This is a genomic window from Myroides guanonis, assembly GCF_900114085.1.
In the GTDB taxonomy this organism is placed as follows: Bacteria; Bacteroidota; Bacteroidia; order Flavobacteriales; family Flavobacteriaceae; genus Flavobacterium; species Flavobacterium guanonis.
Genome location: NZ_FORU01000005.1, coordinates 131,533 through 156,948, shown reverse-complemented (window position 1 = coordinate 156,948; position 25,416 = coordinate 131,533). Strand labels below are relative to the sequence as shown.

At 35.7% G+C, this 25,416-nt stretch carries 18 protein-coding genes; 6 read left to right on the top strand and 12 right to left on the bottom strand.

Translation table 11 applies throughout. From position 1 onward, the window contains the following. Positions 1-8: 8 nt before the first annotated feature. Genes BM024_RS06355 through BM024_RS06325 form a run of 7 tightly spaced genes read right to left on the bottom strand, consistent with a single transcriptional unit; the run spans position 9 to position 9,435 of the window. Positions 9-1,187 (bottom strand): cytochrome c oxidase subunit II, encoded by a 1,179-nt coding sequence (locus BM024_RS06355; protein WP_090678624.1) that lies wholly within the window; start codon positions 1,185-1,187, stop codon positions 9-11. 17 nt (positions 1,188-1,204) lie between these two features. Further along, positions 1,205-2,521 carry a quinol:cytochrome C oxidoreductase gene (locus tag BM024_RS06350; RefSeq protein ID WP_090678623.1) on the bottom strand — a complete coding sequence of 439 codons (1,317 nt, stop codon included), beginning with the start codon at positions 2,519-2,521 and terminating at the stop codon, positions 1,205-1,207. Between the two features lie 28 nt (positions 2,522-2,549). Further along, positions 2,550-3,095 (bottom strand): c-type cytochrome, encoded by a 546-nt coding sequence (locus BM024_RS06345; RefSeq protein ID WP_090678622.1) that lies wholly within the window; start codon positions 3,093-3,095, stop codon positions 2,550-2,552. A gap of 3 nt (positions 3,096-3,098) precedes the next feature. Beyond that, positions 3,099-3,626 (bottom strand): DUF3341 domain-containing protein, encoded by a 528-nt coding sequence (locus tag BM024_RS06340; RefSeq protein WP_090678621.1) that lies wholly within the window; start codon positions 3,624-3,626, stop codon positions 3,099-3,101. A 6-nt stretch (positions 3,627-3,632) separates the two neighbouring features. Then, complete coding sequence (gene nrfD / locus BM024_RS06335; RefSeq protein ID WP_090678620.1) at positions 3,633-5,042, bottom strand: NrfD/PsrC family molybdoenzyme membrane anchor subunit; 1,410 nt, start codon at positions 5,040-5,042, stop codon at positions 3,633-3,635. Between the two features lie 36 nt (positions 5,043-5,078). Continuing rightward, entirely contained in the window at positions 5,079-8,129 is a 3,051-nt protein-coding gene (locus tag BM024_RS06330) for a TAT-variant-translocated molybdopterin oxidoreductase (RefSeq protein ID WP_090678619.1), read from the bottom strand. A 31-nt stretch (positions 8,130-8,160) separates the two neighbouring features. Next, positions 8,161-9,435 carry a c-type cytochrome gene (locus BM024_RS06325; RefSeq protein WP_090678618.1) on the bottom strand — a complete coding sequence of 425 codons (1,275 nt, stop codon included), beginning with the start codon at positions 9,433-9,435 and terminating at the stop codon, positions 8,161-8,163. A gap of 218 nt (positions 9,436-9,653) precedes the next feature. On the opposite strand from BM024_RS06325, the gene BM024_RS06320 reads away from it, so the two are divergent. Next, on the top strand, positions 9,654-10,034 hold the full coding sequence (locus BM024_RS06320; protein ID WP_090678617.1) for an SPOR domain-containing protein: 381 nt from the start codon (positions 9,654-9,656) through the stop codon (positions 10,032-10,034). 99 nt (positions 10,035-10,133) lie between these two features. Here the strand turns inward: BM024_RS06320 and leuS are convergent, their stop codons facing one another. Continuing rightward, positions 10,134-12,947 (bottom strand): leucine--tRNA ligase, encoded by a 2,814-nt coding sequence (gene leuS / locus BM024_RS06315; protein ID WP_090678616.1) that lies wholly within the window; start codon positions 12,945-12,947, stop codon positions 10,134-10,136. Between the two features lie 166 nt (positions 12,948-13,113). Here leuS and BM024_RS06310 point away from each other — a divergent pair, with 166 nt between their 5' ends. Genes BM024_RS06310 through BM024_RS06290 form a run of 5 tightly spaced genes read left to right on the top strand, consistent with a single transcriptional unit; the run spans position 13,114 to position 16,336 of the window. Next, on the top strand, positions 13,114-13,995 hold the full coding sequence (locus BM024_RS06310) for a cell division protein FtsX (protein WP_090678615.1): 882 nt from the start codon (positions 13,114-13,116) through the stop codon (positions 13,993-13,995). A 2-nt stretch (positions 13,996-13,997) separates the two neighbouring features. Then, positions 13,998-14,228 carry a DUF3098 domain-containing protein gene (locus tag BM024_RS06305; RefSeq protein WP_090678614.1) on the top strand — a complete coding sequence of 77 codons (231 nt, stop codon included), beginning with the start codon at positions 13,998-14,000 and terminating at the stop codon, positions 14,226-14,228. A 21-nt stretch (positions 14,229-14,249) separates the two neighbouring features. Continuing rightward, positions 14,250-15,065, top strand: a complete 816-nt coding sequence (locus tag BM024_RS06300; protein WP_090678613.1) for an undecaprenyl-diphosphate phosphatase — start codon at positions 14,250-14,252, stop codon at positions 15,063-15,065. A 1-nt stretch (position 15,066) separates the two neighbouring features. Then, positions 15,067-15,780: a tRNA pseudouridine(55) synthase TruB gene (gene truB / locus BM024_RS06295; protein ID WP_090678612.1), complete on the top strand. Its 714-nt coding sequence runs from the start codon at positions 15,067-15,069 to the stop codon at positions 15,778-15,780. Further along, positions 15,773-16,336, top strand: coding sequence for a hypothetical protein (locus BM024_RS06290; protein ID WP_090678611.1), 564 nt, complete (start codon positions 15,773-15,775; stop codon positions 16,334-16,336). Before truB ends, BM024_RS06290 begins: the two co-directional genes overlap by 8 nt. Positions 16,337-16,390: 54 nt before the next feature. Here BM024_RS06290 and BM024_RS06285 read toward each other — a convergent pair whose 3' ends face one another. The 4 genes from BM024_RS06285 to BM024_RS06270 all read right to left on the bottom strand — a co-directional run bounded on the left by BM024_RS06285 (position 16,391) and on the right by BM024_RS06270 (position 25,328). Next, the gene (locus BM024_RS06285; protein WP_090678610.1) at positions 16,391-16,771 is read right to left on the bottom strand and encodes a DUF779 domain-containing protein; all 381 of its coding nucleotides are present in this window, start codon (positions 16,769-16,771) and stop codon (positions 16,391-16,393) included. A 13-nt stretch (positions 16,772-16,784) separates the two neighbouring features. Then, complete coding sequence (locus BM024_RS06280; RefSeq protein WP_090678609.1) at positions 16,785-18,290, bottom strand: aldehyde dehydrogenase family protein; 1,506 nt, start codon at positions 18,288-18,290, stop codon at positions 16,785-16,787. Between the two features lie 332 nt (positions 18,291-18,622). After that, positions 18,623-19,120, bottom strand: a complete 498-nt coding sequence (locus tag BM024_RS06275; RefSeq protein WP_090678608.1) for a hypothetical protein — start codon at positions 19,118-19,120, stop codon at positions 18,623-18,625. Between the two features lie 442 nt (positions 19,121-19,562). Further along, a complete protein-coding gene (locus BM024_RS06270) occupies positions 19,563-25,328 on the bottom strand; it encodes a choice-of-anchor J domain-containing protein (protein ID WP_090678607.1) in 5,766 nt (1,921 codons plus the stop codon). Positions 25,329-25,416 lie beyond the last annotated feature (88 nt).

The window sequence follows — 25,416 nt, the reverse complement described above, 5'->3', positions numbered from 1 at the left end:
TATATGAATTATTTTTTTACTACTTGAGCTATAGCTTCTGCATCAACAGTGTTCTCAGCTTCTTCTAATACTGGCTCAACTACCTCTTCAACCTTAGGAGCATTAGCAGCTTTCTCAGCAGCAATTTGCTGTCCTAATGTTGTTTGATCTTTTAACCATTGGTTAAATTCAGCCTCTTCTACAACAACAATCTTAGCTTGCATGTTATAGTGAGAAGCACCACAAATCTTATTACACAATAGTAAATAATCAAATTCATATGGATCTAAAGCTTCTTCACCCTTAGCGATTAAAGCTTGGCTTCTTTCCATACGCAATTTATTAATATTGTTTACCTTCTTAATAGTAGCTTCATCTTGTCTAAATTCAGCCGTAGTAATAGAAGGAGTAAATGCAAATTGTGTGATCATACCAGGAACACAGTTCATCTGTGCACGGAAGTGTGGCATATAAGCAGAGTGTAGAACATCTTGTGAACGCATTTTCAACACTACTTTCTTTCCTTTTGGCAAAAGCAATTCTTTAGCCATGATATCGTCTTGTGCATTTGGATCAGCCATATCAACTCCAACAACGTTAATACCTTCAATAAAACGAACGTTTGCTTTACCTAGTGTATTATCTTGTCCAGAGTAACGGATATCCCAACCAAATTGCTTAGCATAAACCTCTACATAGATTACCTCTTCCTCATCGTTAACGAACATGATGTTATTCCATGCATACATTCCATAAAGAATTAATGCAGATAAAACAATCACAGGAATAATAGTCCAAAGAGCCTCTAATTTATCATTATCAGAAAAGAAAAGTGCTTTCTGACCTTCTTTACCGTGATATTTAAAAGCGAAATAATGCAATAAAGCTTGAGTAAGAGTTTGAACAATGAAAATCAAAATCATTGAAATCCACATCAAGTTATCAACGTCTTTACCATGTTCAGCAGCAGCCATATCCATTAAAGGAAAACTACCATATTCATACAAACAAAAAATTGTAAAAACATAGATAAATCCTAAAAATCCAAAAGCTAAGTAACCGTTGATTTTATTATCCTTATTATTTGCGATTTGGGAAGCTGCATCATCTGATGCAGACCCAATCTGTGTTAAATCGAATATCTTAGTTAGTTGCCAAACAGCAATTCCTAACAATATTACAATAGCTAATATTAATAAAGTTGTCATTTCTTGTTAGATATATATTAATAATGAAATTGTTTACTTTCCTCAATTAATGGATGGTTTTTATGCAACAAAGGTGCTTTAGCCATTGCAGTGAATACCACAAAGATAAACAATCCAGCAAAGAACATTAATGAACCAATTTCAGGAACACCAATAAACCATGATCCACCAACAGTACCAGGAACAATCATATTATAGAAGTCTAAATAGTGACCTACAACAATCAAAGTTCCAGCCATAACAATAACCCATGTAATACGTTTGAATTCAGTATTCATTAATAATAACAATGGCAGCGCAAAGTTCAATAACAACATACCAAAGAAAGGCAGTTTGTATTCTTGAATTCTAAATACGAAATAAGTTACCTCTTCTGGAATATTAGAGTACCACATCAACATAAATTGAGAGAACCATAGATAAGTCCAGAAAATACTTAAACCAAACATATATTTAGCTAAGTCATGAATGTGACTTGTGTTAACATACTCTAACAATCCTTTTGATTTCAAATACAAAGTAGTGAAAGCAATAACTGTAACAGCAGTTACAAAGAAACTAGCAAAAACATACCAACCGAATAACGTACTATACCAGTGCGTATCAATTGACATAATCCAATCCCATGACATCATAGACTCAGTAACGATAAAGAATACTAAGAATGCAGCCGAAGCTTTGAAAACACGTTTATGAATTGCAATATCAAAATTAGCATCCATAGCTCTAGAATTTTTAACAGCATAATATCTGTATAAATTCCATCCTGCTAAATAAATAACTGTTCTGATTAAAAAGAAAGGAACATTTAAATACCCCGTCTTTGCACTAATAATCTTATCATCTGCCACAACATCAGCATCCATCCAAATGAACAGATGATTCATATTCATAGAAGAAAGAACCAATAAAATTAAGAATATAATAGAACCAGGTAATAAATAAGCGCTTAATCCCTCCATAACTCTAGCAAGAACTGGAGACCAGCCTGCTTGTGATGCATAATTAATTGCATAAAATGCCAAGACTCCTAAAGAAATCAACATAAAGAAAATACAAGCAACATATACAGCTGCCCATGGCTTATTTTGCATTTGTTGCAAAACGTGTTCTAAATGGTGTTGGTGCTCTGCCTGTTCATCAGCTGAAAGTTCTGCATGAGAACCACCTGCTTCACCAACATGGTGAGAATCTCCGTGATGTTGTTCAGTTAAAATCTGCTCAACGTCACTTACTGTTTTGGGTGCATTGATAAACCCGTAAACAATTCCTACTAATCCAAGGACCATAAGAACTATTGCAAAGGTTTTCAACCTGTTTGAAAATGTGTACATATCTAAACTTTCAAATAAATTTTACAATTTATAATTCTGATTTCAATTTTAAAACGTAATCAGCTACTATCCAACGTTCTTGTTGCGTCATTTGATTCGCATGAGAACCCATTGAATTTAATCCATAAGTAACTACGTGATAAATGCCTCCTTCTGTAAGCTCGCGATCAGCATAACTTGGTACTCCTAAAAACTTCTCTCTCTTAACCAAATTCCCTTTTCCATCCCCTTTGTCACCATGACAAACAGAACAGTAAATTGTATAAAGCTCTTTACCTTTAGGATCATTTCGTTCTAATTCCGTCAAAGGAGATTTTGAGTTTAATTTTGCTTCAGCTAATCCTTCTGGAGTATTAGCAAACTCATAAACTTCAAACCCACGAGGAACTGAATGCTCTGCAGGCAATTGCCCTTCTTTTCCATTTTTGAAAGCCGGCACCTCAGAATAAGTTTCATAAGATACAGCTTGATACATATTTGGAAAAAACTGATAATTAGGACGCTCTTTATTAAAACAAGAAGTAGTCAAAACTGAAACTCCAAGTACAGCTGCTATTTTAAATATCGTTCTCATCTACTATTGTTCTTTATCAATTACTTTAACTTCTACTGCTCCAGTGTTTTTGAAGAACTCAATAGCTTCTTCCTCATTACCGTGTAAAGCAACTTCCATTAAGAAGTGGTCATCAGTAGTTCTTACATCAGGGTTTTCAGCTTTTTTAAATGGCCATAATTTACTTCTCATGAAGAAAGTAAAAACCATTAAGTGGGCTGAAAAGAAAACAGTCAACTCAAACATAATTGGAACGAAAGCCGGCATGTTTTGAATAAAACTAAAACTTGGCTTACCACCAATATCTTGTGGCCAGTTCTCAATCATGATATAGTTTAAGATAGTAGTAGCAAAAGCTAAACCAACCAAACCATATAGAAAAGCAGTAATAGCTAATCTAGTTGGAGCCAACCCCATAGCTTTATCCAAACCATGAACTGGGAAAGGCGTATAAATTTCTTCAATATGATGATGAGCCGATCTTGTTTCAGTTACTGCATGTAACAATACATCATCATCATTGTAAATCGCATGTATTACTTTATTACTCATAGCAAATTAATGATTTAAAGTTTGATTAGTACCTTTTTCGTCTCTTGCTTTTTTAAAGAACTCTCCTGAAGATTTCAGAATAGTTTTAACCTCTGCCTGTGCAATTACAGGGAAAGTACGAGAGTATAACAAGAACAACACAAAGAAGAAACCAATAGTTCCAATATAAATACCAGCATCAACGAAAGTTGGTTGGAACATCGCCCAAGAAGATGGTAAGTAATCTCTGTGTAATGAAGTAACGATAATTACGAAACGTTCAAACCACATTCCAACGTTCACGACAATCGATATAATAAAAGATGCCATAATACTAGTACGAATTTTCTTGAACCACATAACCTGTGGAGAAACCACGTTACAAGTCATCATCAAGAAATAAGCCCACCAGTAAGGTCCTGTTGCTCTATTCAAGAAAGCGTATTGTTCGTATTCAACTCCTGAATACCAAGCAACCCATAATTCTGTAATATAAGCAACCCCAACGATAGAACCCGTAATCATGATCACGATATTCATCAATTCGATATGTTGTATAGTAATATAATCTTCAAGATTAGAAACCTTTCTCATAATGATTAACAAGGTATTCACCATTGCAAATCCAGAAAAGATAGCCCCAGCAACGAAGTACGGAGGTAAGATTGTAGTATGCCATCCAGGAATAACTGAAGTAGCAAAGTCAAAAGATACAATCGTGTGAACAGATAACACCAAAGGAGTAGCTAAACCAGCCAACACCAAGTGAACCTCTTCAAAACGTTGCCAGTCTTTAGCTCTACCACTCCATCCAAAACTTAGGACAGAATAAATACGTTTTGTAAACGGTGTAATAGCACGGTCTCTTAACATCGCAAAGTCAGGAAGTAAACCAGTCCACCAGAAAACCAATGAAACTGATAAATACGTTGAAATTGCAAATACGTCCCAAAGCAATGGTGAGTTAAAGTTTACCCATAAAGAACCAAACTGGTTTGGAATAGGCAAAACCCAATATGCTAACCAAGGACGTCCCATGTGTATAACTGGGAAAAGCCCAGCCTGAACAACAGAGAAAATGGTCATAGCTTCCGCAGAACGGTTAATAGCCATTCTCCATTTTTGTCTAAACAATAATAATACTGCTGAAATTAGAGTTCCTGCGTGACCAATACCAACCCACCAAACGAAGTTAGTAATATCCCAGGCCCATCCAATTGTTTTATTTAATCCCCAAGTACCGATACCAGTTGCTACCGTGTAAGCCATACAGCCTACTCCCCAAAGAAAAGCAATCAAAGCAATAGTAAACACAGTCCACCATTGTTTATTTGCTCTCCCTTCAACAGGTCTAGCCACATCTACAGTTACATCGTGATAAGATTTCTCACCAAGAACTAAAGGTTTTCTAATGGGTGCTTCGTAATGTGACGACATAATCCTTTATAAATTTCTTTAATTAATAATTTGTTTTTAGTTGTTTCTAACCTTAACGTGATAAAACACATTTGGTTTTGTTCCGATATGCTCTAACAAGTGATACATACGATCCTCTTCTACTAATTTTGCAACATCAGAAGTTTTATCGTTAACATCACCAAACACCATTGCACCACTACCACACGCAGCAGAACAAGCAGTTTGGAACTCATCTTTTCCAACAACTCTTCCTTCGTTCTTAGCTTTTAAGATTGTAGCTTGAGTCATTTGAATACACATAGAACATTTTTCCATAACCCCACGAGAACGAACATTCACATCAGGATTAAGTACCATACGTCCTAAATCATCATTCATGTTGAAATCAAACTCATCGTTATTGTTATATAAGAACCAGTTAAAACGTCTTACTTTATAAGGACAGTTGTTCGCACAATATCTAGTCCCAACACAACGGTTATAAGCCATATGGTTTTGACCTTGACGACCATGTGAAGTTGCCGCTACTGGACAAACAGTTTCACAAGGAGCGTGATTACAGTGCTGACACATTACCGGTTGGAAAGCAACTTGTGGATTATCCGCAGGGTTTTCCAACTCTTTAAACATATTGAAGTTTTCAGTAAATCCGCTAGCAGCGTTTTTCACATCAACATCACCTATGAAAGATTCTTCAGAAGAATAATAACGGTCAATACGCAACCAGTGCATATCTCTACTTCTTCTAATTTCTGACTTACCAACTACAGGTACGTTATTCTCAGCATGACAAGCGATAACACACGCACCACATCCAGTACAAGCATTTAAATCAATTGACAAATTGAAGTGATGTCCGATAGAACGGTCAAAAGACTCCCAAATATCAACAGAATTAGCACGTACTTCTTGGTGATCTAAAGATACCATTGGGAAAATATTCCACTCTTTAACATCTTTAGAATTAAAAACCTCTAAAGTTGTTTCTTTAATGATATCCCCTCTACCCATTAAGGTATTTTGCAACTGAACACAAGCAAATTCATGATCTCCAGCACCAACTGTAACATTAGCACCTTGAACATCTTTGAAATCGTGGTATAACGCATAAGCATTAACACCAACTTGCATTTCTTCTTTCATAGCAGCCTTACGACCATATCCAAAAGAAAGACCTACAGTTCCAACAGCTTGACCAGGTTGAATTAAAACAGGAACCTTTTCTAAAGTAACTCCATTCACTACAACAGTAGCATAACTTCCGTTTAAACCTCCGTTAGCAACATTGTAGTTTTTAAATCCATTCGCCTCAGAATCTACTCTTGACATAGTCAAGTAGTTATCCCATGAAACACGTGTTAACGGGTCTGGGAACTCTTGCAACCAAGGATTATTAGCTTGTTGACCATCACCCATACCAGTTTTAGTGTACAACACTAACTCTAAACCATCAACCTTCTTAGCTTTCGCTAATTCAGAAGCAGCAACAGCATGATCAAAAGCAACACTTACAGTATTAACAGCATCAAACTCAGCGATACCATCATGCACTATTTTATTCCATGATTTACTAGAAACCATTGAAGAACCAACAGATTTCAAATAATCATAATAAGCTCCTTCAGCTCCAGTCCACACCATAAGTGATTCTTGGAATTGTCTAGTTTCAAAAAGAGGACGAATAGTAGGCTGCATAACAGCATAGTGTCCTTTTTTGATTACCACATCACCCCATGACTCTAAATAATGAGGAGCTGCAGCAGCTATAGTAGTTTGTAAAGCCGTCTCATCCTCTTTCAAAGAAAAAGCAACAGACGTTTTTACTTTTTTCAATCCTTCAACAAAAGAAGCCGAATTAGCTAAAGTATACACCGGGTTTACACCAGACATAATCAAAGTATGAACAGCACCTGCATTCATATCTTTAATCAATTGTGCTACTTGTGCACTATTTCCTTTTCTAACATATTTTGGTTTAGATGGAATAAAAGCCTGAGAACCCAAAGCTTGGTTAATAGCAAACACTAACAGTTGAGCATTTACATCATCCAAACCAGAAACTAAAACACCTCTATTTCCAGCAGATTTTAATTGCTTAGCAATTTTCACAACCGCTTCATCTCTGCTAGTAGCTCCAACTGAAACATTAGCACCAACGATTTCGTTGTAAATCTTAACCAAAGCCATTTTTTGTTCTGCAACAGTCATTGGCACACGCACATCAGCGTTAGCTCCTGTCAAAGACATATTAGCCTCAAGCTGAATATGTTTAGACATTTTACCGTTTTTAGGAATACGTTTTTGCCCATAAGCAGTATCGTATCCACCAGCTTGCCAATCACCTAAGAAATCAGCAGCTACAGAAACAATCACATCAGCTTCTGCAAAATCATAATCAGCAAGAGCACGCTCACCATACACACGCTCATAAGCATCTAATGAAGCAGTTGAAGAAACCGCGTCATAAATAACATGCTTAGTCGTAGGATTTTGAGCAATAAACTCAGAAATCAATTTATCAGTAGATGGACTCGCCATAGTATTAGTTAACAACACTACGTTACCACCTTTCTCATTAGCCTCTTTTAAACTAGCCTTAACCGCAGCATCAACATCGCTCCAAGAAGCAGACTTACCATCAATTTTAGACCCTTTTAAACGAAGACTATCATATAAAGAAAGAACAGATGCATGAACACGAGCATTAGCTCCTGTATAAGCACTTTCCAATCTATTGTTTTCAACTTTAATCGGACGACCCTCACGAGTCTTAATCAACACATTCACAAAGTCAAATCCATCCGCTATAGTAGTAGCGTAATAATCCGCAACACCAGGAATAATTTCTTCCGGTTGAACCACATAAGGAATTGACTTTACTACAGGTCCCTCACAAGCTGCTAAAGAAGCTGCAGCTGTAGAAAAACCTACATATTTCAAAAAGTCCCGACGCGTTGTAGATGAAGAAGACAACGTGTCCTTATCTCCAAGAAACTCATCTGTTGGAATCTCTTCAACAAATTCATTGTTTCTTAGCGTCTCAACAATAGAACTATTATCATTCAGCTCCTCAACACTTTTCCAGTATTTTCTGTTTGATGCCATTGTATATATATATTAGCTTCTTAAATTATTATTAATAGTGACACTTACCACACTCTAAACCTCCCATTTGAGCAACAGTCAATTTCTCAACTCCGTATTTTTTCGATAATTCTTCGTGAATTTTCGCATAATACTCATTGTTTTCCATTTTCACATCTGTTGTTCTGTGACAGTCAATACACCATCCCATAGTCAAAGGAGCATGTTGTCTCATGATCTCCATTTCCTCTACTGGACCGTGACAAGTTTGACACTCTAATCCTGCAACATTCACGTGTTGTGAGTGATTGTAATAAGCAAAGTCAGGTAAATTATGAATACGAACCCATTTAACTGGCTTCTCTTCACCCGTATAAGCTTGTGCACTTGGATCCCATCCAACCGCATCATATAATTTTTGAATCTCAGCAGTGTAAAATTCAGGAGTATAAGTACCATAATCAGTACCTGCATCACCTTGAAACTCACTAATACTTTTGTGACAGTTCATACAAACATTCAAAGAAGGAATCCCTGATGTTTTACTTGACCTAGCCGCAGAGTGACAATATTTACAATCAATTCCATTATCTCCAGCATGTATCTTATGAGAGAAATGTATTGGCTGTACAGGCTCATACCCTTTATCAACCCCAACTTGCATCATAAATCCAAATGCAAAATAAGACCCCACTAAAACAAGTACAATTGTAGAAAGAATAACCAAGAATTGATTCTTCACAAAAGCCTTCCATATTGGAGTAGTCTGACGAACTTCTGGCGTCAATCCATTTACTTCAACAATTTTATTCAATACACGTTTAACGAAGTAAAGCATCGTTACCAACAACACCAAAACAACAAACAACGCTCCTAACACAACCATGTTATTCACATCACCTGAAGCTCCACTATTACTAGCACTAGTAGGTCCACCAGCAACAACTGTAGGCTCCGCTTTAGGCTGAGAAGTATAAGCTAAAATATTATCAATGTCTTCATCCGACAAAGCCGGGAAGTCATTCATAACAACCTTATTCCACTCCTCAAACAACTTAACAGCAGCAGCATCACCAGACTTAATCATAGATGAACTACTCTTAATCCATTTATGCAACCACTGAGTATCATGCCTTTCAACAACACCTCGTAGCGCTGGACCCGTAGAGTTCCCGTCTAATTTATGACAGGCAGCACAGTTTGAATTAAACAACTCCTTCCCCTTTGCCGCATCTTGCGCAAAGGAACTAACAGAAAATGAAAACATTACTGCTAAACAAAAGAATAAAATCTTTGAAAACGAATTATGGTTACCCACTTTTTTCATAGTTATAAAATGATTATCAACTAAATTAGGAACGATTTTAACATTTCTTTCACTGCCAAAACACGACTCCTTATTTATAAACTCCGACAAAAATACAATTTATGCCTTACTCTAAAAACCTTTGCCTGCCTTAATGTATAATTTATACCAGTTCTAAATAACATTATTTTCATTACATTTTAATTATAATTGTATTTTTGCACCAAACCCTATTCATTATGAGATTTTTAAGAATTACATTGACGATTTTTACTGCAATTTTGTTCCATAACTTAACATATGCACAACAGTCAAAAAACACTTTTCAAGAACCATCAGAGGTAAAAACACTTTTAGACGAAAAAAGAAAATTCAACTCAGCAAATACGGCTAACGACAAATACAAAATTCAGATTTTTTACGGTAGCAATAGCGAGGCAATTCGTAAACTAGCTGATTTCAAAAGAAATTTCAGCGACATTGACGGAACTATTATTTATAGCAACCCATCATACAAAGTATGGGTAGGTAGCTACAAGACCAGAATAGAAGCGGAACGCAACCTTAAAAATATCCGAAAGCGTTTCGAAAACGCATTACTTATCAATCCAAGCAAATAATCCAAAGAACTAAAACAACCGATGTTTAAATCACATCACACACCTTAGTATACAAGACAAAAAAAAGGCTGTTTCATTAATCTGAAACAGCCTTTTTTATTATCCTACTATATTTATAATTTTCCCAGGAACTATAATCACCTTTTTAGGTTCTTTCCCACCCAATTGTGCAATTGTACGCTCATCATTCATAACAGCTTTTTCAATCTCCTCAGCGTTCAAATCCATAGCCAATTCTATTTTAAAACGCATCTTTCCATTAAAAGACACAGGATACTCTTTAGAACTCTCAATCAAATATGAAGGTTCAAAAACTGGAAATGCTTGTTTAGAAACTGACTCTGTTTTCCCCAATAAAGACCATAACTCCTCTGCTATATGCGGAACATAAGGTGCTAATATAACAGCCAAAGGTTCAAGTATAGCACGGTGTCGACATTTCTGTTGTCCCAACTCATTCACACAAATCATAAACTGAGAAACAGAAGTATTAAACGAAAACCCTTCAATATCATCAATCACCTTCTTAATCGTCTTGTGTAATGTTTTATACATTTCAGCAGTTGGCTCTTCATCAATAACCTGTACACCTTCATCAGAAGCGTATAACTTCCAAAGTTTTTTCAAGAAACCAAACACTCCAGATATACCAGCCGTATTCCAAGGTTTTGCTTGCTCTAATGGCCCCAAAAACATCTCATACAAACGCAATGTATCCGCACCATATTCATTACAAATATCATCTGGATTCACCACATTAAAATACGATTTCGACATTTTCTCAACCTCATGACCTACTATATAAGATCCAGAATCTTCTAATACGAATGTTGCATTTTCAAAATCTGCTCTCCAAGCCTTAAACCCTTCTAAGTTTAATTCAGACGCATTATTCACCAAACTTACATCTACGTGAATAGGCTGTACTTTCTGATCTCCAATCTTACCTTTCGAAACAAAAGTATTAGTACCATCTACTCTATAAACAAAAGCGGAAGTCCCTAAAATCATTCCTTGATTAATCAACTTTTTAAAAGGTTCTTCGACCTTCACCATCCCCATATCCTTCAAAAACTTATTCCAGAAACGAGAATACAATAAATGTCCCGTAGCGTGTTCGCTACCTCCTAAATACAAGTCAACACTTTCCCAATAACCGATAGCTTCTTCAGAAGCCATTTGACTCTCATTACTTGCATCCATATAACGCAACCAATACCAAGAACTACCAGCCCATCCAGGCATTGTATTCAACTCCAAAGGAAAAACTGCAACATCATCAATATTACTATTCTCAACCACCTTATTATTCACAGTGTCCCATGCCCAAACTTTAGCATTACCCAAAGGAGGATATCCCTCTTCCGTTGGTAAATATTTTTCAACCTCAGGCAACACTATAGGCAAGTGAGCAGCATCGATCATTTTTGGCATACCATCTACATAGTAAACAGGAAATGGCTCTCCCCAATAACGTTGACGAGAAAAAACAGCATCTCTCAAACGGAAATTTGTTTTTCCTTTCCCCTTACCTTCTTCTTGAAGACGCTCAATAACCTTCTCAGTAGCTGCTTTAAAATCTAACCCATTCAAAAAGTATGAATTATTCAAAACAAAACCAGCTTTATCTGTAAAAGCCGCTTCACTGATATCTTTATCAAAAATATTTTTAATCTCTAAACCAAAGTGATTAGCAAAAGCAAAGTCACGCTCATCACCAGCAGGAACCGCCATAACAGCACCCGTCCCATATCCAGCCAATACATAATCACCGATCCATATTTCAATAGACTCTCCTGTAAAAGGATGAACAGCATACGCACCAGTAAAAACCCCAGAGATTGTTTTCACATCAGCCATACGCTCACGCTCACTTCTTTTTGAAGTCATAGCGATATATTCTTCAACAGCGCTTCTTTGTGTATCTGTAGTAATATCCAAAACCAAATCATGTTCAGGAGCAAGAGTTACAAAGCTCACTCCAAAAACCGTATCAGGTCTTGTTGTAAAAACTTCAATCTGTTCTTGAGAATCTTTTAAATTAAAATAAATAGAAGCACCAACCGATTTACCAATCCAGTTCTTTTGACTCTCCTTAATACTATCACTCCAATCAATTTCACTCAATCCAGAAAGCAAACGATCCGCATAAGCAGAAATTCGCATACTCCATTGTTTCATCTTTTTTCGAACAACAGCATGACCTCCTCGTTCAGAAACACCATTCACAATTTCGTCGTTAGCTAACACAGTTCCTAAAGCAGGACACCAGTTTACTTCCGTTTCTGCTAAATACGTCATACGGTATTTTAGCAATACAACTTCTTTTTCTTTCTCTGAATAAGCATTCCATTCATCCGCAGAAAAAGTCGCTATGTTATCATCACAAACAGCTACAACATTTCCATTACCTTCCTTTTCAAAAATAGCAACAAGAGACGAAATAACTTCTGCTTTATCACTTACCTTATTATACCACGATTCAAAAAGCTTAATAAATATAGCTTGTGTAAACTTATAGTATTCTGGATTCGAAGTACGAATCTCTCTACTCCAGTCAAAAGAGAAACCAATTTTATCCAACTGTTCTCTATATCTAGCAATATTAACCTCTGTTGTAACAGCAGGATGTTGCCCTGTTTGAATAGCATATTGTTCAGCTGGCAAACCAAAACTATCGTATCCTTGTGGATGCAATACATTAAAACCTTGATGTCTCTTATAACGAGCCACAATATCTGAAGCAATATATCCCAATGGATGTCCAACATGGAGTCCAGCACCCGATGGGTAAGGAAACATATCTAAAACATAGTATTTGGGTTTACTATAATCATTTTCAGTTTTAAATGTTTGGTTTTCTTTCCAATACTTTTGCCATTTGGCTTCAATTTCATTCGGGGTATATTTCATACTATATTATATAAAACTAATAGACACCTTAAAAGGCTGTCATTTATCATAAAAGAATCTCGAAACGCAAAAATAAGCTATATTTATAAGAAATATAAATCTTTAAACGTTATTGTCGTCTAAAACGTTTTTCTTTAGTATTTTTACACACAATAAATAGCGTCTTATGGCATCATCTTATGAGAAATATCAAAAGAGAAAACTGATTTCCTCTTATTTTTCTGTGATACTTAGTATTTTTCTAGTATTGTTTCTATTGGGAAGTTTGAGTTTGTTTGTTTTAAATTCAAACAAAATCTCCAATACTTTTAGAGAGAACATTCCCATGTCTATTTTTATCTCAGACAAAGCATCAGAAAAAGAAATTAAAGACTTTCAAACAACATTGGAAGAAGCTCCTTATATCAAAGACGTAAACTTTATTTCCAAAGAAGAAGCTGCAAAATCACAAGAAGAAGTATTGGGTGAAAACTTTTTAGAATTTCTAGGCTTTAATCCACTTGAAAACTCATTCGATGTGCATTTCAATGGACCTTATGTCTATTTAGATAGTATCACTAAAATTGAAAAAGAATTAAAAGAAGACACCCTTGTTACAGATACTACTTATGACAAGCAGTTGGTTGACCTAGTAAACGACAATATCAAAAAAATCACCTTTTGGGTATTGATAGCAAGTTCTCTATTAGGCATAATTTCCATGTTACTTATAAACAGTTCCTTAAGGCTTCTTATATTTTCAAGTAGATTTATCATCAAAACCATGCAAATGGTTGGGGCTACTAAATCGTTCATCAGACGTCCATTTATATGGCATAGTATGAAACTTGGAATAATAGGTTCATTATTAGCAATTGCGGGAATAATTGGACTTTCATATTACCTAGACACGAAGTTTCCCGATTTGGGAATTGGCTTAGAGGAAAACTATATGCCTATAACAATTGTTTCTATTGGCGTATTATTAGTTGGTATGATAATCACTTCTATCAGCACCTATTTTGCAACCCAAAAGTTCTTAAACTTAAAATCTGATCAGCTTTATTAATTATGGAAAACAACAATCATAATACAGAATTTGTATTCGCAAAAACTAATTATATCTTTTTATTAATTGGATTAGCAATCATCGCTTTAGGCTTCATTTTAATGTCTGGAGGAGGGAATGATGACCCAACAAAATTCAATGATGCTATTTTTAATTTCCAAAGGATTAAGTTAGCTCCTACTGTAGTATTTGCCGGCTTTGGTGTAATAATTTATGCTATTTTAAAAAAATAAGAACAACCACAACAAACTTTTATGACTGTAATTCAAGCCATTATATTAGCAATAATAGAAGGACTAACAGAATATTTGCCTATTTCATCGACTGCCCATATGGGGTTCACGGCAGCACTGCTTGGAATGGAAGAAACAGAATACTTAAAAATGTTTCAAGTATCAATTCAATTTGGAGCCATACTTTCAATCGTAGCGCTATACTGGAAAAAATTCTTTGATTTTTCCAATTTCAAATTCTATTTTAAGCTAGCACTTGCAGTAATACCTGCTTTAGCCTTAGGATATTTATTTGACGATAAAATTGAAGCTGTATTAGGAAATCAAATAGCGATTTCATCAGTATTAATCTTAGGAGGAATTGTTTTGCTATTCGTAGATCGCTGGTTTAAAAACCCTAAAATTCATGACGAAAAAGAGATAAGCAATAAAAAAGCAATCATTATTGGTTTTTGGCAATGTCTAGCTATGATGCCCGGCACAAGTAGATCAGCTGCCTCAATTATAGGTGGTATGACTCAAGGTCTAAGCAGAAAAGCAGCAGCAGAATTCTCTTTCTTCTTAGCAGTTCCTACCATGTTAGCTGTAACCGTTTATTCTATATTTCTAAAAACTTGGGGAGCAGATTCTGCCACACCACAAAAGGGATATGAGATGATACTTTCCTCAACTGAAAACATACAAATTTTCATCATTGGAAATGTTATAGCATTCATAGTTGCACTAATAGCAGTGAAAACCTTTATCAATGTACTTACCAAATACGGTTTTAAGTTTTGGGGATGGTACCGCATTATCATCGGTATTCTTTTATTAATTTACTTTCTATATCAATAGCATGCAACTTTCACCAGATGACTTTTCAAACGGTCAAATATTACTTATAGACAAACCATTAACTTGGTCTTCATTCCAGGCGGTAAACAAAATAAAATGGGCACTAAAGAAAAACTTAGGTCTCAAAAAAATAAAAGTAGGACACGCAGGGACACTCGATCCTTTAGCCACCGGACTTTTGATTATTTGTACAGGAAAATCTACTAAACAAATATCGGAACTTCAAGGACAAGTAAAGGAATATACCGGAACCTTCCTATTGGGTAGCACTACTCCTTCCTACGATTTAGAAACAGAGATTGACCAAACTTTTCCTACAGAACACATCACCTCAGAAACACTAGAAACAGCGAGACAAAAATTCCTTGGGGTAATAGACCAAAGACCTCCTGTGTTTTCAGCTATAAAGCAAGCAGGAAAAAGACTATATGAACATGCAAGAAAAGGTGAAGAAGTAGAAATTCCAACACGAAAAGTAGAAATACTAGAGTTTGAAATCAACGCAGAAGCTTTTCCAGAGATAGCATTTAGAGCTGTCTGTTCGAAAGGAACTTATATCCGTTCATTGGCTTTCGACTTTGGTCAAGCTGTTGAATCAGGAGCGCATTTAACCTCTTTAAGAAGAACAAAAATTGGAGACTATTCAGTTGAAAACGCCATAGAACCATTAGCCTTTGAAGAAATGTATAATATCGACCTAAAAGAAGGTGAGTAATTTCAATATGCGCCTTTTCGTACTCATAGCCAGCGCTCTATTCTCGTTTTCTTCATACTCTCAAGAATACATCGACAAAAATTGGAAACCTATTTTAGGAGCTGATATTAGTATATTATTCAACCCAAACTCTATTGACAATCCATATTTCAATTCTCAAAATCATTGGGTAGAACCTACAAAATTTGTATTAGCAGGAATAGCTGCTCAATACGAATATGGAATTACCTATAAAGAATGGTTTCGCGTAGGTGCTCACTTGGGGTTACAAATCAATATTGCAGATAAAACAGTAACGACACCCATTGGAGGAAGTATTTCTTTAGCTCCACTAATTGGTGAAGACACAAGACTTTATGGGAAATTTATAGCAGGATGGAATACCGCTATTGGAAAAGGAAATAAAAATGGTATGTATCAACACTATCAAATAGGTATTGAATCACAAGAAAGTATTCGCATTTTCGCTTTTATAGCAGATCACGGTTTTTCTTTAAAACAACATACGCCTTACACTACAATGGGATTAGGTATAGGAGGAACGGTTTTTGACTAAATCCCTCTTCATAAAAACAACAAAGGCTGTCTTAATCGGACAGCCTTTGTTATATTATTCAAAGTAGGTAAGTTCTTCCAACTGTTCCAATTCCTCTGGAGAGAAAATGCGGTAATGCACTTTAAACGTTTTGCCTCTAGGCATTTCCAAAGAGAAACCACCAGTACCAAAACCATCTAGCACATCCAATGTAAAATGCGCATTTTTCCAATACTCAAACAAATCACGGTCTACCCAAAACTCATAACCGCAAACGGAACCGATTTTCACATCTGCCGTTCGAGGAATATAATCCCCTTTCATATAACACATTGGTTGTGTACCCTCACAACATCCTCCAGCTTGGTAAAACATTAAATCACCAAACTCATCCGCTAATTCTCGAATCAGCTCCTTAGCCTTATCTGTTGCATCTAATCGTTTTACAGTTCCCATAATATTTGTTTTTTTAGAAGAAACCTAATTTTTTCTTACTGTATGAAATCAACATATTCTTAGTCTGTCGATAATAATCCAACATCATTTTGTGGTTCTCACGACCGATACCCGATTGCTTATAACCACCAAACGGAGCACCAGCCGGATAACTGTGATATTGATTCACCCAAACACGCCCCGCTTGAATACCCCTTGGAATTTGATACAACTGATGCGCATCACGTGTCCACACACCAGCACCCAATCCATAAATAGTATCATTCGCAATTTCTAAAGCCTCTTTCTCATCTTTAAAGGTCGTTACTGCCAATACAGGTCCAAAGATCTCCTCTTGGAAAATACGCATCTTATTATGCCCTTTGAACAGCGTTGGTTTAATATAGTATCCAGTAGCTAAATCACCTTCCAAATTATTTACATCACCTCCAGTTAATACCTCAGCGCCTTCTTCCTTACCTAATTTGATATAAGAAGCAATCTTATCATATTGAATTTTTGAAGCCTGCGCTCCAATCATCGTAGTCGTATCTAAAGGATTACCCGCTTTAATAGCATTCACACGTTCGATAACACGCGCAATGAATTTATCATAAATACTCTCTTGGATCAACAAACGAGAAGGACATGTACAAATTTCCCCCTGATTCAAGGCAAATAAAACGGCCCCTTCAATAGCCTTATCCAAATAATCATCATCGTGATCCATCACAGACTCAAAAAAGATGTTTGGAGACTTTCCACCCAACTCTAAAGTAACAGGAATAATGTTCTCTGTAGCGTATTGCATCACTAAACGTCCCGTTGCGGTAGAACCCGTAAAAGCAGCTTTAGACACTTTGGGATTGGTAACCAACTTCTTACCTAGCTCCGACCCAAAACCATTTACAATATTTACAACCCCAGGAGGAAGTAAATCTCCAATCAATTCAAAAAGGACTAAAATAGAAATAGGAGTACTTTCAGCGGGTTTCAACACCACGCAATTTCCCGCAGCAAGAGCAGGAGCTAACTTCCAAACAGCCATTAAAATTGGAAAGTTCCACGGAATAATCTGTGCAACCACTCCCAAAGGCTCATTTACGATTAATGAGACCGTATTTTCATCCAATTCAGACAAAGACCCCTCTTCTGCTCGAATAACCCCTGCAAAGTATCTAAAATGATCAATAGCCAAAGGTATATCAGCATTTAGAGTCTCTCTAATCGGTTTTCCATTATCAACTGTTTCAACAGCCGCTATATATTCTAAATTCTGTTCAATTCTATCTGCAATCTTATTTAGGATAATACTGCGTTCAGTAGAAGAAGTACGTCCCCAAGTTTCGAAAGCTTTATGTGCTGCATTCACCGCCAATTCTAAATCCTCTCCAGACGAATGAGCCGCTTGTGTCATTACACTACCGTCTATAGGGGTAATAACATCAAAATATTTTCCATTTACAGGAGCTATAAACTCCCCATTAATATAGTTGCCATAACTCTTTTTGAATTGCGGCATATTCACTTTTGTACTCATAAATATAGCTTTTGAATTAATAATATTCTAAACATAATCATTTATCAGCACACTATCGCTGTTAAAACAGTTAAACCTAGCTTCTTAAACAATTTCTTAACATCATTAGTTCTCGTTGTTTGATGTTCGTTGTTCGTTTTTTTGGTGGTCGGTAGTCGATAATAAAACCAGCGATATGTTATTTCTTTATCAAGAAGAAAGCGTAAAAGCGATTCCCATATCTTCAACTATAAAAAGCATTGAAATTAAATAGTGCTATTCTTTAAAAAGAAACTAAAACAATAAAGGGAGGCTAATAGCCTCCCTTTTTAATGTAAAACATATTCATTTTATTATCGTCTGTAATAAACCTCTGGACGTACAGTCAAAGGAATATCTTGCATGATTTGTATTTGAGCTCTACCTAAATCTACATTAAGCATGAACTTTGGAACACTAGGAGAAAAAAGCCATCTACCACCATCTAGATAAACATACCCTTCTCTTCTTGGATCATAATACGTTTTGTATTCTTTAAAATACACATGACGATCACCGTGATAATTGTGGCGATTACCCCATGACGGAACATGATGTCTAGAAGCTACTTTACGGTATTTTTTATGAGCTTTATATCTATCTTTATGATATTCCTTATCTGCTTTACGCAAATCTTTGTAATACTCTTTTCGATCTTTATCTCTATCCTTGTAGTGTCTGTCTTTATTGTATTCTTTTCTGTGGTCTCTATCGTCTCTGTCATCTCTATCGCGACGTTGCGCATAACCCTCTACCGTGGAAGCCATCCATAAACCTGCAATGGCTAATCCTAAAACTACTATTCTTTTCATATTACTATCTATAAAAATTCTCATCTCTATCTAAAACTTATTTGAGCATCAACAAGAATTGATTAAACCTATTATACACTAGACAAATGCCGTGCCAAAAGAATTCGCATAACAACAACAAAAACACAACACATTTACTATCAATGACTTTACATCTCAATTATTGCTATAACCTTCCTTTTCAAACTTGTGGTTTTATTCATTTTTACATTTTCGTAGTATAATTAAACAGTAAAAACTTTCTTTTATGGAGATTTAGGACATGTTCTACAACATTCAAAACCTATTAGTATTTCTTTCCGAATTAATTCTACAGACTTTTTAATATCGACTAAAACTCATGAATAAAGCATTATCCAATAGCTAACATAAAAAAGGGGGTATTATCACCTAATGTGACACCCCCCTTTAAACTATTTTAGTTGACTAATCTAAAATAATGTTATCTATTTATCTGTACCCAACCAGTACGATTCTTTCCATTAGTTTGTACAACGTAATAGTAAGTCCCATCTGGTAGTTTTTGACCTGAATTACTTTGTCCCATCCATTCATCTTTATAGCCAGAACCATAACTGTACACTTCCTTTCCGTATCTGTTAAATACTTTCAAGCTTTCAACGTTATGGTAATAAAGTTCAAAGCGATCATTTACTCCATCTCCATTAGGAGAAATCCCTTTTTGTATAGGACACTCATTATAAGAAACGAAATAACTACTCTCATCAACACATAGTCCATCTTCAGAAATAGCATAAACATAAATCGTTCCATCTTTTAAAATTGGAGTACCTACAGGTAATTCAATCCCTTTACCACCTGGCTCTAGATAATATCTATTAAATTCAGGAAGTGGCGCAAGCGTATGTATTTTACAAGTTAAATTATAATCGTCAAATCTCTCTGCTTTAACAGCTCCTGTAATAGAAACCTCAAAACTAGTTTCTTCATAACACCCTTTTTCGTTATTTACTTGCAACACATAGACAGTATGTAATCCAGGTTGTTCTAACACATCCTCAGCTTTATACTCCTTTCCTACTCCATTAGGTTCTAAATAATAATATTGATTATCCTTAAGCGTTGGGAAAACATAGGCTGCACAAACTTTAACATCCTCAAAATCATTAGGAAATTCACCAGGAGTTGAAACTAAATAGAACGTAAATATTTCTGTACACCCAGTTCTTGTATCCTGAATATTTATAAAAATCTGAACATTGACACCATTTGGCATAATGCTAAAAGAATCAGGTTTGTCAATTGGATTTACACCTAACTCTGCATCCGATTGAGAATTATAATAAACCAAATCATAATCATTTCTATCGACTTTTGAGAACATTGATTTTTCAACTTCCGTTAAATCTAAAACTTGCTCTTCAAAAGATTTCTCGCAAAACTGTAAATTCTTAGGTCTGGAAACCACGGTAGAGATCGAAGGATATATTTCTACCTTTACACTACCAGATATTTCACAATTGAGGTTACCATATTTTGCTATTAATTTATAATTACCCGATTCTTTAACCTCAAGATCTGGTTTATTCTCATTAGGAATTAGCTCTCCATCTCTATACCATTCAAAAGTGGTATCCTCGGTCCCCATACCAGATTTGATAGTTGCAGACTCTCCTTCACAAATAGCAGTTCCAGTTTCTACAAGAAAGTCAGGCCCAAGATCTAAACTTCCAATATCAAAGCTAGAAGCATTAAAAAAGACCGCAGATGTATGCGCATCATTCGTACAGAAATCCATTACAGCAAGTTTGATATGGTATTTTCTACCAGCTACTACTTTTACCGTTTCAGACTCCATAGGTACTGTCATTCCAACAAAGTCTATTGGAGCTTCAATTGGACTATTAACCCCATGAGCATAGTGTTTCCAATAATATTCTTGATTATGACTCTCACAAGGAATTTTTGATTTACTGGCATCGCGAATATTATTCATAGCGATAGAAGTATTAGTACCTTTTATCTTAGCTAGGTTCTGTCCTTCCCCTGTAGTAGTGTCTACTAACCATGCAGCAAACAAAGCTGCTGTTCCGCAGTTGTGCATACATGTATTTATATAACTATTTGATGCAAATAGATATTCAAACTTGATAGAATCCTTAATAGGAATAAAATCAAACTCAAGCTGAGTAACACGCTTATCAAGTGAAGGTCCACCGCCCGCATCATTAATAGCTTCATTGATATCTTTATCTCCGATCCATCTATTTTTATTAGTTCCTCTGTTATTATCAGCACCAATATGAGGGCCAGGTACATATTTCACTTCACTTGTTGCTAGGACTACCCCTTCTTCAAAAGGAAAAATAGAGTTTTCTTTACTAAAATACCCAAGAGTATTTACTGCCTGCGCAGCTGGACTACCATCTCCAACTTGATAACGAACATTCGAAACCAAATCACAACTAGACTTCACCAATACATCCTTAACAAGTTCCTCCACTGAATACTTATCTCCACTAGGGCTCACTTCAATTGGCCCATTCGGAGAAGTAGTAATACACAAGTTAAAAACAGCAGAATCAGGACCTGATAATCTCAAATAGTACTTCTGTCCAGGAGTTAATCCCATAAACATCTTCTCAGTAGAAGTTGGAAAGAAATAAAAACACTCATTGTTAAATGGACTTCCTAAAGAAGTACAAGGCTGATCATAAAGCACTCCATAGATATATGGAGCTGCTCCCCCAGCAAGATTTACAATATCTTTTACATATAACATATGATTAGACGAAGTAGCTGTAAACTCAAACCACACATCTTTTGAAACACTACAACCAGCAGTTGGAATACCAGAAACAGTAGAACCCAATAAAGATACAGGAACTGATTTAACACATTCTAAACCACTATTCACAGGAATAGTAATCGCACCATCACAATTGTCATTTGCCCCCACCTTAGCCGCGATATTCGCCGGTGTAGACCAATCACCGTGATTTGTTCCGTCCGCACATTTAGCCCTAACATACACTGTATAGGCTTGTCCAGAACCCAACCCAACGATTGTAGTTTTTGGAGTCCCTGTAACAACTGTTTTAACAACAGCTGTTCCACTTTCATCATCTCCATAATTTACAACAATAACCTCCCACTCGTTTATAGAACCGTTCTGTTGCCACTCTAAATCAAAACCACCAGTTGGATTCTCAGTAACTTTTACATAATAAGGCTCTTCACAATTTGCTACTTTACTAATACTAATATTATCAAGATACAAATAAGAATAATTGGTGTTTTTAGATATAATATGCCAAGCTAGATTAACATCTCCTTTAATACCATTTATAAACACCACTTGTTCCTCAAAGTTGTCATTCTTATAATCCTTTGCAGGAAGAACAGTAGTACTAAACTTAGAAATATCCGCTCCATCACTAGACAACAACACTTCAAACTCATTTCTTAGAGTTGCTGAACTACTCGTTTTATAATAATATTTTAAGACATAAGTACCTCCATCCAAATTGATGATAGGTGAAATCAACCAGTCGTCATAAGGTTCCTTTTTAGAATCAGACACCCCAAACTGTAACATTTGATTTCCCTCTTGAGGGGCCTCATAAGTACTTGCTTTCCAAGTAACACCTAAAGGAAGAATTTCTCCATTTTTATTTACAATAGTCCAACATCTAGTAGTTTCAGAATTCTTGTTAAATCCTTCCCAGAAAGGAGTATTATAAGACGCACATAGCGTTACAAAAACCATTGGACCACTCCACATACTGAATTCACCATTCGCACATTTTGTACGAACATAAAATTCATAATCTGTATTTGGTTTTAAACCTACACCAGACTGTTCCGTGGTTATAACATTTTTTTTCAAGTTTGTTGATGTACCCGCTTTGGTAGGCACGCCCTTTCCTTTCTCTTGTACGTAGTATTCCCAATCCTTTCCACCTTGGTCATCTTCCCAATTAAGAGTAGCTCCATCAACTTTCTCATCTTCCACATTCAGATTCAATGGCTCTGGACATCCCGTAACTTCCTCAATAAAAACATTATCTACATATAATTGAGTATTAGGTGTAGACGAAGTAATATGCCATGCAACATTAGCCTCACCAGACACACCTGAGAAAAACACATATTCTTCTACCCAATTTATATTTGGGTTATATTTTTTTCTAGGAACAATAACCTTGGTAAAATCCTTTGGATCTAAACCTTTATTCGAAAGCATAACCTCAAATTCATATTCAACCGTTGCAACAGTCGATAGCCTATAATGATAAATCAAACGATACATCTTTCCCGCCTCCATTTTAATACGAGGAGAAATCAACCAATCATCGTGTGGAGGTTGATTTGCATTACCTACAAAATTCATAGCTTGAGTTCCTTCATACTTAGTCGTAGCTGCTTTCCAAATATTATTACCCGTAGGAGAAGTAGCATCGTTATTAGCATCAATAATCGTCCAACATGGAAGTGAAACACTTCCAATATTAAACCCTTCCCAAAAAGGAGTTGAATACACGCCACAAGCCGTCCTAAACACAAATACTTTTGTCCAAGGACTAACGTCATCAGCTGAACATTTCTTACGCACATATGCCTCATAAATCGAGTTTTCATCAAGCGCTTTCCCATCTAGCGTTTGGGTAACAATATTTTCTGTTTTAGTTGTTGAAACACCTACTGTTTTATCGGTTGGAGGAATTCCACCAAAAGCCTGAACTACATATTCCCATTCCTTTCCAAAATCATCAATCCAATTCAGATTAACACTATTTTCTTTAACATCCTTCACATCAACTTTCATAGGCTCAGGACATCCAACTATTTCTTCTAAAACAACTTTATCAATATAAAGAGCAGTCGCATTAGCCTTTGTCTTAACATGCCAAGCAAAATTGACATTACCTGAAATAGCACCAAGAACAATTATATCTTGTTTCCAATCCTTACTGCTAACACCTACTTCTTCGGTCAATACCTTTTTAAAACTACCCAATGCTATACCACTTGTAGATAACAACAACTCAAAATCAGTTTTACTAGTTTCAACGGTTTTATAATAATAAGAAAGTCTATAAAACTTTGTTGGATTTAAACTAAAAGTAGGAGAAATCAACCAATCATCATGACTAGCAGTTATGTTATTCGAGTTGTACTGCATCATTCTATCTCCTTCAAATACACCGAAACTTGAAGTTGGAATAGTCCAAGTAGCCCCATTATTATCATTGTCTATTATAGACCAACAATTAATATTTACAGACCCCGTATTAAATCCTTCATCAAAAGGCACACTTAAAATATCGCAAGGAGTTGTAAATACAAGCGGACCTAACCATACACTTTCTTTTCCACCACCACAATTAGACTTTAAATAAAACTCATAAGAAGTATTAGGTAATAAATTCACCCCAGCCACCCCAGAAGTTTTAGTGACAGTAACTTTTGAATTAGTAGTATAATTACCACTTCCAACAGGAGCAGATCCAGTTCCAAGAGGTTGTACGAAATATTCCCATCCTATATTATTAGGATCATTCCATGAAATAGTTGCTTTATCTTTCACTAGGTCATCGACCTGCACATTATCAGCAGGTCCAACGCATCCTACTTTTTCAATACTAACCGCATCGACATATATATTTGTACTCCCTTTAGACATTACATGCCATGCAATATGAGCTTCACCTACAATGTCTTTTACATAGAGAATTTTCTTTAAATAAGTTGTTGAATTTGTCTTTTTCACTGGTTCAACAACAGTCGTAAACTTATTTACATCTATACCATCAATCGACAAAAGAACCTCAAATTCATTCAATCCAGAGTTAGCTGTCTTATAATAATATGAAATTGCAAAAATCTCACCATTCATTGTGATCGGAGGAGAAATTAACCAATCATCATGTATAGTATTAGCACCAGTACCACTGAAAAAAATCGAAGAACTTCCCTCATAAGGATTAGATAGATACTGCTTCCAAATATTACTGCCCGTAGGAGAAGTTGCATCACCATTTCCATCAGTAATAGTCCAGCAATCAAAAGTTGTAGAGTTAGTATTAAAACCTTCAAAGAAAGGAAGAGTGACCGGAGAACATGGAGCAAGCGCTACTTCTTCTTTATCATCAAACCACTTTGCCTTAAAAGTATTATTTGCAAAAAGCAAAAAGCTCACTGCAAAAACTAACAGAGCCGTTAATAAAGTGTTTTTAATATTCATTGTAGTTAATTTTTGGTTAATATAGATTTAGCACCTAGTACCAAACTTGGCTAAACTACCCCAAACCTAGTTAAAGAACAACAATTAA